Raw genomic sequence first — 11,654 nt, 5'->3', positions numbered from 1 at the left:
CCACAAATGGGAGAAGAATACCACCTTCATCCAACACAAGGGCAAATTGATACGTATCACCAAATGATCGAATGGGGTGCCGATGTCGTTTTCGGCGGACATCCACACGTAATTGAACCGACCGAAACCATCACAAAAGATGGTGAAAAGAAATTCATCATCTACTCGATGGGAAATCTCCTTTCTAACCAACGCGTCGAAACCTTGGAAAACATTTGGACCGAGCGTGGCGTGATTATGGACATCACGATTGAAAAAGAAAACGGAAAGACAACACTCACAAGTGTTAAGGCTCATCCAACTTGGGTTTCACGGACCGAAATCGACCGCAGTTTTATGGGTGCTCCTGCATATGACTATCAAGTCTTTCTTGCTGAAAACTATATGCCAGGCGGACCTCTAGAACATACCGTCGATAAAGAAACACTTGAGCGAATTCAATCTGCTTATACTCAAGTAAACGAACTTTTAAACATTAAATTTTAAGTACGCAAAAAGGCGCCTCCTATTACGGGAAGCGCCTTTTACGATTTTAAATTAAGCAACACGTTCTGAAACGTATTTAATAATTTTATTTGGAGTATCGATTTCTTCGTAAGTTACTTCTGTTGGAGCCACTTCGATACCGAACTCTTCTAAGCGAACAAGAAGTTCAACGAATGCTAACGAATCCATCAGCCCTTCTTCTTTTAAGTTGATGTCTTTATCTTCGTATACGACTTCATCTTCACAAATTTCTTCTAAAATTTCTAAAATTCTTTCTTCCATATTATTTTCCTACTTTCTTAAATTAGTTTATGAACCCACTCAGTTATTTTTCCTGAAAAAATCAAGAAGCCAAACATGACTAAGTGCATCGTTATTATCCAGCTAACCACTTTATACCATGTCTTGTTCTTATTTTTCTTATAAAACTTAGATTTTTTCTGATACCATTCGAAAGATGCCATCAAAACTCCATGATAAAATCCATAAGCGATATAGTTTAATGTGATTCCGTGCCAAAATCCCATAAAAGTCATGTTTATCATATAAGCAACCATAGCCGTCGTCAAGCGTTTTTTGAAGATTTTTTTACGCATGAATCTCATGACGATACGAGAGAAAACGAAATCTCTCAACCAAGTAGATAAAGTAATGTGCCAACGATTCCAAAAATCTTTAATATCCACACTAATAAACGGAATATTAAAGTTCATTGGTGTTTCAATCCAAAGAATATTACTTGCACCCACTGCCATCAAACTATACCCTGCAAAATCAAAGAATAAGTACGCGGTGTATAAATACATATAAATAACAAAGAAAGAAAAATCTTTATATCGAATGGATGTCATTTGTTGAAACACCATTCCAGAAATTACAAGCTTATAAAATAGTCCAAGAACCAGTCTAAAAAGACCTGTTCCCGCTAAATCTAAATACTCATCCTTTGTTCGTTGCTTTTTCCAATCCTCTATAAATCTGCGGCTGCGATCAATCGGTCCTGAACTTAGCGCAGGGAAGAACAATAGGAAGTGCACGTAATCTAGCGGCCCCATTGGTTTTTCAATTAACCCATCATAAATTTCAATAATGATTTGGATTAACTTAAAAGTCATATAGGAAATACCTAAGAAACCAAGCCCCGAAATCTTAAATGCAGCGAGAACTTTAACTAAAACAAGTGGTAGTCCTGCAAGAAAAACCATCAGAAGCATTGTTTTCTTATGCTCTTTGAACTTCACACTCAGATGCATCAGTATATAACCTACTAAAACATAACCTATGATAGAGCCAAGATGCATAGGATTTTCTGCGAAAACGAAATAAACCATCAACGTAGAGAATACTAACGATAGATAGTAAGTAGATTTTTGAAAGACATTCATTATGAACGCTATTATAAGAATGAATCCCAGTGTCATAAAGAAGGATAGGCCTTCAAAATAATGCATCGACTACACAAGCTCCTTTAATTGTTTTTTATCAATCTTCCCATTATTGTTTAACGGCATTTCATCTAAAAATACGACTTTCTTTGGAATCATATATTCCGGCACATGCTGCGCTAATTCTTTTTTGACTAATTTAACCGTTTCAAAACGTTTTTCAATCGGTTCGTTATAGACTACAAACGACGTAATAGACTTCACCTTGCCATCTGCAAAAGAAGGCACGGTAGCCGCTTGACGAATTTTTGGATTTTTCAATAGATTATTATCAATATCTTCTAATTCAATCCGATGACCATGTAATTTAATTTGGAAATCAATCCGTCCTTCGCAGAATAATAACTCTCCTTCGAAATGTCCAACATCTCCTGTTCGATAAGCACGTTGGCCATCCACCTCAAAGAAATGCTTCTGATTCATTTCAGGATTTTCGTAGTATCCTTTCGCAACTGTATTGCCGTAGATAATAATCTCTCCGCTATTTTCCCCATCAATCAAAACTGTCGTTCCTGGTTTAACAACTCCTACTGGCAAGTTATCAGGATAACGTTCCACTAATTCCTTTGTAAGTGGCATCCATGTGACCATTACTGTAGATTCTGTCGGTCCATAAGTATTTACGACTTCTGCTTTTGGGAATCGTTCCATTAATTTTTCTACTGTAGAACTGAATAATTTTTCTCCACAGAAAACGAATTGTTCTAGTTCAGGGAGCAAGTCTTCATTAAAACTTGGATCCGCTAAACACATTTCCGCAAAAGACGGTGTAGAAATCCAAACAGTCGCTTTTGATTCTTCTAAAGTTTTGAACAACACTTTAAAATCTTGTAAGTGTTGCTTATCAATCTGGATTAACGGAATATGCATATACAATGCTGGCCATAAAGACATCACTGATAAATCAAAAGAAAATGGTGGGTGTCCTAAGAAGACTTGAGGTCCTTTTCCATCATAATAAGCTGTATACCAATCTAAGAAGTGATTTAAGTTTGCATATGTAATAGAGACTCCTTTAGGCTTTCCTGTACTTCCGGAAGTGAAAATAATATAAAAAATATCTTCATCCTTCACATAACCTTCCTTAGAAACACGTTCTTTAGTTTGGGTAATAATTTTTTTAGCCTCATCTACTGTCAATATAGAAGTAGTAAGTTCAATCTCCTCACTCACTAAAACGATTGGACTCTTTACGGTTGCAACAATGTCTCTCACACGATCCATTGGGGTGTTGACATCCACCGGACAGAATGCTCTTCCAGATTTAACACAAGCTAAGAAGTACACGATCATAAAAGGATGCTTATGACCATAAACCACAATTGGAGATTTATCCTCTTTATAAGTTTCATTTAAATAAAATGCCAACTTATCAGAGTACTCCCATACTTGTTCAGCTGTTAGCTCTTCTTCTGGCATTAAGTCGTGCTTATAAATCACTTTATCGAGTTGTGTATTTTTCTCTAATTGTTCTAATAAACGTGCCATCTTTTTCTCCCTTGAACACCTTTTCAAATTCTCTTTCTGAAAAACAATTGCCCTTGTTTTCATTACAAAAAGGATTATAGCATATTGGAATATAGTTTCATATGAAATTTTGGTAAAAATTATAGATTTTTAACATTTTAAAATCCCTGTGTTTTCAATTCATCATGACTCCCCACAAAATAATTAGTAGGGGACAGTTTTTCTTTTTTATAAAACTTTACAATATATCTTTGAGGTTATAGACTTAACAAAAAGAAACTCATATATAAGCAGATATCCATGTTGAAATCGGAACTATATAAGAATAACTCTTTTATCAAAAGGCAAAAAGGAATTAAGCAACTTTCGCTGCCTAATTTCTTTCTTTATATTTCAACATCATTTGAAAAAGTGATGAAATATTAAATTTAACTATTTCTAAAATTAGTTTAACCTCCCAAAGATTAAAATTTCTAGTTAATGGAGACTGACCCCCAAAAGTGAAAATTTAATAAAAACACCCTAGGGCTACCGTCTCCGGTATTCAACCGGAGACAGGTGCCCAATTTTTGTTGGATTCGTTTTTCATTATAATATTTGATGTAATTTTCTACGGATTCTTTTATTTCTGCCTCTATATGAAAACTACTCCTGTTCTTTACAAACTATTCCAATCGAACCTTTGATTACTCTTAGGACAACCGTTGTAAAATGAAATTTACCTCACAAGAAACACCTACAGACAGGATACTCTCATCGATATCAAATTTTTCATGATGATGTCCAAATGAGGTGTCTTCACTTGAACTAGACCCTAAAAGACCATAGACACCTGGTTTATCAACTAGATAATCTGCAAAATCATCCGCTCCCATAGACATATCGTATTCCTTCAGAACTTGATGAATTCCTTCTACTTCTGAGACCGCTTTTTGAAATTCCAACGCCAATTCTGGAGTATTAATCACAGGTGCAGCAGCATCATACCAATCAATTTCAAATTCGCAGCGATTGATTTCGGCTACTCCACGCGCAATACGTGTAACGGCCTCTTTTAAATGCGCTCTCGTCTCATGACTGAACGCCCGAATAGTCCCTTCCAGTTCAGCATCATTCGCAACGATATTATAACGAGTTCCTGCATTTAGTTTCCCAATCCCAACAACCGCACGATCTCCTGGATTTATTTCTCTTGCAACGATTGTTTGAAGTGCAACCACTGTCTCACTCGCCGTCACTAAAGCATCATGACCTAAATGTGGACGGCCTACATGAGCACTTTTACCAGTAATTTTAATTTTAAAAATATCACATGAAGCATTTACAGGGCCTCCTTGAACGGCAAACGTACCAACTGGTAAACTCGAATTCACATGAATCGCAAATGACTCATCAATATCATCGATTCGACCTGACCCCACGAATTGTTTTGCTCCTGCGCCAATTTCTTCAGCCGGTTGAAAGGCAATCTTTACCATTCCAGAAAAGGTGTCTTTGATGTCGTTTAATAATTTAGCTGTTCCTAGCCCCATTGCTGTATGCGCATCATGTCCACAAGCATGGTTCAATCCTGGACGTTTTGAAGCATAAGGTTTTCCGGTGCAATCAGGAAGTTCTAAAGCATCTATATCGGCACGAAGCAACACTGTTCTTCCGTCTCCTTTACCACCTTTGATAATAGCTAAAGTGCCTGTCTCCCCAACTTTTTCAAACGGTACCCCAAATGAAGTAAGTTCCTTTTGTATAAAAGCTGCGGTCTCAAATTCTTTCAAACTTGATTCAGGATTCTCATGTAAATATCTTCTTGTTTTTACGAGATACTCTTGTAATTTAGACGCTTTTTCTTGAATACCACTCATTTTATTTTCCTTCTTTCATTGAATATTGAATAAAGAGGCATGCTAAGCACGCCTCTCTCTCATTTTATTTTTCGAAATGTAACATATAAGTTACATTTTGCTTTTCTTGCAACTTAATAGTTGAGTTCGAAAAGGCAGAAACGACGTCCACTTCGACAAATATCCGCACGACTGCAAGCAGTCCTTTGCGTTATTTGTCTCCAGTGATTCGTTTCTTAAGGCCTTTTCTCGCATCCTAGTTGTTTAATTTAGCTTTTTCCCAAACTGGTACGCTAGCACCTTTTGTTACTTCTTCAATTTTCTTAGCTGTTTCAGGTGATTGGTAGTATTCTACAACTTTTTTATAAACTTCGTTGTTTTCGTTACCTTCTTTAGCAGCGATTACGTTGTAGTAAGGTTGTGAAGAATCAGTAATTTGTTCAATGAAGATAGCATCTTTCGTTGGTTGGAACCCAGCTTCAACAGCGAAACCGTTATTGATTAATGAAGCAGCAACATCATCTAAAGCACGAGCTGTTTGTCCAGCTGGTAATTCTTTGATTTGGATGTTTTTAGGATTTTCAACGATATCATCTTTAGTTGCTAAAGTGTTGTTAGGATCTTTTAATTTAATAACACCAGCAGCGTGTAGTAAACGTAATGCACGTGAGTTGTTTGAAGTATCTTCAGGAATAGCAATTGTATCGCCATCTTTTAATTCACTTACGTTTTTAATTTTTTTAGAGTAAACACCCATTGGAGCAATTACAGTGTAGCCGATTGGTTTGATGTGTGTTCCTTGTTCTTTGTTGAAACGCTCTAAATAAATGATTGTTTGGAAAGCGTTCAAGTCAACATTTCCATTTTCTAACGCTTGGTTAGGTTGTACGTAGTCAGTAAATTCTACTAATTCTACTTCAATACCTTCTTTTTCTTTCAAGCGAGCGATGATATCATCCCAAACTTCGTGGTTACCTGCGTTAACCCCGATTTTAACGTGTTTGTTTTCTTGCTTAGCTTCTGATGAAGCTGAGTTTCCTGAATTTGATGATTTAGCAGCTCCACATGCTGCTAAAGTTAATGCTGCCGCTGCAGCTACGAATAATTTTTTAATGTTCATTTTATTTTCCCCTTTTGAGTTAGTTTATTTTTTTGGGTGCGATTGGTCGCATCCTGTAGTTGAGCTCGCAATCGCAGAAATGGCGTGCGTTTCCCGAAACATCCGCAGAACGTTTCACGTTCCTTCCGGTGTTTCGGTCCAACGTTCCATTTCTGAACGCGATTGCTCACATCCTGTGTAGTTGAGTTCAGGCTCGTAGCTTTCGCGTTCCTTTCCGACAATTATCCGCACGTCCTTATTGGACGCTTGCGTTAATTTCGGTAAAGGGTCGAAAGCTGACCACTCACCCTCACATCCTGTGTAGTTGAGTTCGGAAAGGCATAGGCTCAAGCCTTTCGAGTTTAGTCCGCACGGTCTTACAGACCGCTTACGGCTAAACTGCGAACCGTCATCGCCTATAAGCGCCTTTCCTCACATCCTGTTGTAGTTGAGTTCGGAAAAGCAGAAACGACGTCCACTTCCCGAAACGTCCGCAGAACGTTTCACGTTCCTTCCGGCGTTTCGGTCCAGTGATTCGTTTCTAACCGCTTTTCCTCACATCCTGTTATTTCGTGGCTTTTTTCTCTAAATAGTCACCGATTGCTTGGGTGATAAATACTACGACGAGCATGATAAATGTCGATACGACGATAACATCTCCTTGGAATCGATTGTATCCTCTGGAAATAGCTACGTTCCCGATTCCACCGGCACCAAAAGCTCCTGCCATAGTCGTTAATCCGATTAAGCTGATGATTGTTAATGACCCCGCACGAATTAAGCTCGGTAGCCCTTCTTTTAAGTACACTCTGAAAATAATTTCAAGTGGTGTACATCCCATCGCAACGCTAGCTTCAATAACCCCTTTATCTACTTCAGTTAAGGCTAGTTGCACTTGACGAGAGAAGAATGGTACAGTCGCGACGACTAGAGGGACGATTGCCCCTGGAATACCAATGGTTGTTCCTATAATAAAGCGAGTGAATGGAATTAATAACATCGCTAAAATAATAAATGGTATCGAACGGAAAATATTTACAATTTTATCTAGTATTAAATAGACAAATTTGTTTCCAAGGATATTCCCCTCACGTGTCACTACTAATGTCACACCTAAGGCAATCCCTAAAACCCCAGCAATTAAACCAGATATTCCTACCATTATTAATGTATCCATCGTAGCTTTTAGAATTTCTTCCCAAACCTGGGCATTAATATTTGGAAACCATGATTGAAAATCTATCAATGCTAATACATTCATCTTAAGCACCTCCCTTTGACTCTTCTAGGACATCAACAGAAACGCCTTGTTCTTTGATGTAAGAAAGTGCATTTTCGATACCTGATTTTTCTCCAGAGAGTCCCACTAATAGCGTTCCTACTGGGGTATCCTGAATAATTTCAACATTGGCAAACAAGATGTTGGCTGCCACTTGGAATTGAGTCGATAGTTTTGTAATTAATGGCTCTCCTGTCGAAGCTCCTACAAAAGATATCTTCACTAAGTAGTCGCCTTCTTGTAGATTCAATAACTGTTCATGCGAAAGCACTGTTTCAATTCCTTGGTTAATATGAGTTGCTGTATCGATGAAGTCTTTTGTTAAATCACGTTCCGGGTTTGTAAAGATTTCAAGAACGCTTCCTTGTTCAATCACTTCGCCCTCTTCCATGACCGCTACTTTATTACAAATTTCTTTTACAACCTGCATTTCGTGCGTGATAATTACGATTGTAATACCTAATTGTACATTTACTTTCTGCAATAATTCTAAAATCGAATACGTCGTTTTTGGATCTAGCGCACTTGTAGCTTCATCACAAAGCAATACATCTGGGTCATTGGCTAACGCTCTGGCAATCGCGACACGTTGCTTTTGCCCCCCAGATAGCTGACGAGGATAACTATTCACCTTATCTTCTAACCCTACTAATTCTAATAGGGATAATACTTTTTCTTCAATTTCTGATTTGGTTTTCCCTGATTTTTTTAATGGAAAAACCACATTATCAAATACTGATAAAGTATTCATCAAATTGAAATGTTGGAAAATCATCCCAATTTTCTTACGAGCTGCACGTAGTCCTTTTGGTTTCAACTGTAGTAAATCAACACCGTTTACCACCACATTCCCTTTGGAAGGGCGTTGGAGAAGATTAATCGTTCGCACTAGCGTACTTTTACCAGCACCACTATATCCGATAATCCCATAAATATCTCCTGGCTCCACATGCAAAGATACATTTTTTACTGCATTGACTACTTTTACACCTTGTTTAAAAGTCACGTCAATATTCTCTAATTTAATCATGTGTTCTCCTTTCTTTTAAGCAAACAAAAATCGCCCTTCTACTAACAGAAGTTAGCAAAGGACGAGTCCGATTCCCGTGTTACCACCTTTGTTCATAGCATTCTCACAAATCCTATCTCCATCTGTTAAACAGGTCTCCTGTTTAACGAGAAGCTGTATCGGGCTTTCCCGTAACCGTCTAATGATTCGACGATTATCACTCAAAGGCCATCTTCAAAGTTTCAACCAATATCTCTTTTCACCAAACCGAGACTCTCTACAAAGGATTCACTTCTACTCTCCTTATCACCGTGTGTTATAAGCATGAAACTAGGATAGCAATAATTCGTATTCTAGTCAATTACCACTTTTCTATCACCGGCTATAACTATTAGCTATAGCAGAAATCTCTTTAGTTTTTCAACTTCTCTTTTTTTAGTACAATAATCCTATCATCACTGAAAGGAGCCTTTTTATGAACCTCGATTTACTCCCTTATAAAACAATGCCTATTTGGACGGCTAGTACTTTGCCAGAACTATTTCAGAAAATGCATAATACAAAAGTTGGAACTTGGGCACACTTAACCATTCTAGAAGGAGTCCTCACTTTTTATGCACTCGATGAAGAGGGGCATGTGCTTGCTGAGTATCTGTTTACAAAAGAGTCCGACATTCCTTTTGTTGAACCACAAGCTTGGCATCGGGTCTCTCCTGCTAGCGATGACTTAAAGTGCTATTTAACTTTCTATTGCACTCTAGAAGACTATTTTTCTAAAAAATACGACTTAACAAGAACCCATTCGGAAGTTATTGAAGCTGCACCAAAATTTGAAAAAGGACCACTCCTTGACCTTGGTAGCGGGCAAGGAAGAAACAGTCTCTATTTAGCCAAAAAAGGCTTTGAGGTTACCGCATTAGATATCCAAACCATGAGTTTATCTCATCTCCAACAAATTGCCGAGGAGGAAGGACTGGCTATTCATGTGGAGCCTTATAACATTGAAACTGCGGATATTCCTGGGGGCCTCTACAACGCCATCATTTCCACTGTGGTTTTGATGTTTCTAAGTCCCGATAGCATTCCAGATGTCATTGAAAATATGCAATCTCATACGGCCCCTGGAGGATATAATCTCATTGTCGCAGCGATGTCTACCGAAGATGCCCCTTGTCCTGTGAATTTTCCAAAGACCTTTGCATCTGGTGAACTCAAAGAGTATTACAAAGATTGGACCTTCCATAAATATAATGAAGATTTTGGACAATTACATAAATTGGATGAACATGGAAATCGGATTCGGATGCGTTTTGTAACAATGCTCGCTCAAAAACCAAAATAATCGTTTAACTTATACAAAAAAGAGACTGGAATCTGATATGTACGCAGAATCCTAGTCTCTTTTTTTATTATTCAATATATAAAGTTTTGTCTTTCACTCTAAATTTTGTAGTTGCTGTAATGGTTTCACCTGTTAATACAAGGACGTCTTCTCCTTTTTTAGTTTCATCCACTACACGCCATTCACCATCTTTTTTCACCACTAAAACATTATAATTTTGTTGATGATCTTGGTCGTTTGTTGGAATTACAAAAGCCTCTGTTACGCCTGCTAATTCAACTGCTTGATCCAGATTGCTATCTTTAACAATTAAAAATTTGCCCTCTAATTTAACAATACTATATCCATTATTGATTTCTGTATTCATTTCAGCATTCTTTAGTTTCTCAGTACTTTTAGCGATATCCCCTACTTTTTTAGCAGCGTCCTTTAATTGTTCACTAAGTTTATTTTTCGCATCCTCATCTAATTTTTTCGTTGCTTCTTGTACAGCTTTTGCATTTTCAACTTGCTGTTGTTGTACTCTACTTCTTTCTTGTTTTTGTTCATATCTTCTATAACGGCTGTAACCAATACCTATAACAATAATAATTGAAATAATAATTCCTAGCCATTTTCTTCCTTTTGATTCCATGTATTCTTCACTCCTAGTAAAAATATAATACAAGTATAACATACACAACTATTTTTAGTAAACTTATTAAAAAACTCTTTACAACATAAAGTTTACAAAGTCTTATCGTAAATTAGTTACTCATTGGATTCTATAAAAATATCACTAGTATCTGATGTCATTATCTTTGGAATTAAATCCACTGTAAATGTCGTATTGCCGTTGCTCCAGGGAATACTATATACTCTACCTGAGTAGACCCAATCTTGCTTGCCTTCTTCAAAGGCCTTTGAAGACTCATCCAATTTTTCTCTCATATATTGTACAGCATCTTTATAATGTTTAAATTCTGTATTCGTATTTCCTAACGGAACTAGGCGATGGGCAGAAGTAGTCACTTCCACAGTAGTTGTTGTTTCAGAAGTAGACTCTCCTCCATCTATTTTAACGGTTGGTTGTTCTGTTGAAGTATTCATCTCCGTCTCACTTGTTTGAGGCATCACTTTTTCGGTCGTCAATGATTCCTCACTTGGAGTCACAGCTACTTTTGTTTCTTGCTCTTGTTTTCCAAAAACTACTTTCTTTTCTTCGGTAGTTACTGGAAGCTCCGTAGTGCTTACTGTTGTTGATACTTCTAACTCTTTCTGAGTCATTGTTTTTTCAGATTTTTCGGAATGTCCTGGAGAATGTGACGATGTGGCATCTGTCGTTTGTATTTCTACAACTTGAGTTACTTTTGGCAAGGGACTCAAATCTTTAGATAACGCATAAACTCCAGCAAGCATTGCTAAAGAAATTCCTAATGTAATCCCTAATTGACTTGCTAACCCCAACGATTTAAAAGATTCTTGAATTTTAATATAAAATATCTTAATCTTCATTATCTATTCTCCTTTCCATTTTTATTCAAACTATTATATCATAAATTTCATCATTTCAGAACAAAAAAGACATAATATCACAAATCACATTATTATTACAACAATATTTCTAAACAACCCGTGAAATAATCCGAAAAATTTTAAGTTCTTGGCTTTTTATTAGTAGAACCACTTTATCGGTAATCATTAGTAACC

Annotated in this window: 12 protein-coding genes and 1 other annotated feature; of the genes, 2 read left to right on the top strand and 10 right to left on the bottom strand. The window is 37.1% G+C overall.

Going from position 1 to position 11,654, the window contains the following annotated elements; all coding sequences use genetic code 11:
- On the top strand, positions 1-486 hold a 486-nt coding region (locus Q0594_RS08030; RefSeq protein WP_298731089.1), incomplete at its 5' end, for a CapA family protein.
- A gap of 51 nt (positions 487-537) precedes the next feature.
- Here Q0594_RS08030 and dltC read toward each other — a convergent pair.
- From dltC to Q0594_RS07995, 8 genes are all read right to left on the bottom strand, one after another.
- A complete protein-coding gene (gene dltC / locus Q0594_RS08025) occupies positions 538-768 on the bottom strand; it encodes a D-alanine--poly(phosphoribitol) ligase subunit DltC (RefSeq protein WP_005607505.1) in 231 nt (76 codons plus the stop codon).
- Between the two features lie 17 nt (positions 769-785).
- On the bottom strand, positions 786-1,937 hold the full coding sequence (gene dltB / locus Q0594_RS08020; RefSeq protein ID WP_298731087.1) for a D-alanyl-lipoteichoic acid biosynthesis protein DltB: 1,152 nt from the start codon (positions 1,935-1,937) through the stop codon (positions 786-788).
- A gap of 3 nt (positions 1,938-1,940) precedes the next feature.
- Complete coding sequence (gene dltA, locus Q0594_RS08015; RefSeq protein WP_298731086.1) at positions 1,941-3,419, bottom strand: D-alanine--poly(phosphoribitol) ligase subunit DltA; 1,479 nt, start codon at positions 3,417-3,419, stop codon at positions 1,941-1,943.
- 452 nt (positions 3,420-3,871) lie between these two features.
- Positions 3,872-4,036, bottom strand: a complete 165-nt coding sequence (locus Q0594_RS08480) for an IS3 family transposase (RefSeq protein ID WP_366518792.1) — start codon at positions 4,034-4,036, stop codon at positions 3,872-3,874.
- 54 nt (positions 4,037-4,090) lie between these two features.
- Positions 4,091-5,257: an amidohydrolase gene (locus Q0594_RS08010; RefSeq protein WP_298731085.1), complete on the bottom strand. Its 1,167-nt coding sequence runs from the start codon at positions 5,255-5,257 to the stop codon at positions 4,091-4,093.
- A 235-nt stretch (positions 5,258-5,492) separates the two neighbouring features.
- Positions 5,493-6,356 carry a MetQ/NlpA family ABC transporter substrate-binding protein gene (locus Q0594_RS08005; RefSeq protein WP_298731084.1) on the bottom strand — a complete coding sequence of 288 codons (864 nt, stop codon included), beginning with the start codon at positions 6,354-6,356 and terminating at the stop codon, positions 5,493-5,495.
- A gap of 544 nt (positions 6,357-6,900) precedes the next feature.
- A complete protein-coding gene (locus tag Q0594_RS08000) occupies positions 6,901-7,596 on the bottom strand; it encodes a methionine ABC transporter permease (RefSeq protein WP_298731082.1) in 696 nt (231 codons plus the stop codon).
- Between the two features lies 1 nt (position 7,597).
- On the bottom strand, positions 7,598-8,644 hold the full coding sequence (locus tag Q0594_RS07995) for an ATP-binding cassette domain-containing protein (protein ID WP_298731080.1): 1,047 nt from the start codon (positions 8,642-8,644) through the stop codon (positions 7,598-7,600).
- Between the two features lie 54 nt (positions 8,645-8,698).
- Positions 8,699-8,942 (bottom strand) — a binding site (T-box leader).
- A gap of 156 nt (positions 8,943-9,098) precedes the next feature.
- Between Q0594_RS07995 and tehB the strand changes: the two genes are divergently transcribed.
- Positions 9,099-9,965, top strand: a complete 867-nt coding sequence (gene tehB / locus Q0594_RS07990; RefSeq protein WP_298731079.1) for an SAM-dependent methyltransferase TehB — start codon at positions 9,099-9,101, stop codon at positions 9,963-9,965.
- Between the two features lie 67 nt (positions 9,966-10,032).
- On the opposite strand, the gene Q0594_RS07985 is transcribed toward tehB, so the two are convergent.
- Together Q0594_RS07985 and Q0594_RS07980 are read right to left on the bottom strand one after the other, a co-directional pair.
- Complete coding sequence (locus tag Q0594_RS07985) at positions 10,033-10,599, bottom strand: hypothetical protein (RefSeq protein ID WP_298731078.1); 567 nt, start codon at positions 10,597-10,599, stop codon at positions 10,033-10,035.
- 116 nt (positions 10,600-10,715) lie between these two features.
- On the bottom strand, positions 10,716-11,459 hold the full coding sequence (locus tag Q0594_RS07980; RefSeq protein WP_298731077.1) for a hypothetical protein: 744 nt from the start codon (positions 11,457-11,459) through the stop codon (positions 10,716-10,718).
- Positions 11,460-11,654: the final 195 nt, after the last annotated feature.

The organism is uncultured Granulicatella sp. (genome assembly GCF_938030755.1).
Lineage (GTDB): Bacteria > Bacillota > Bacilli > Lactobacillales > Aerococcaceae > Granulicatella.
The sequence above is the reverse complement of the archived record's forward strand: the minus strand, read 5'-3'. Positions and strand labels throughout refer to the sequence as shown.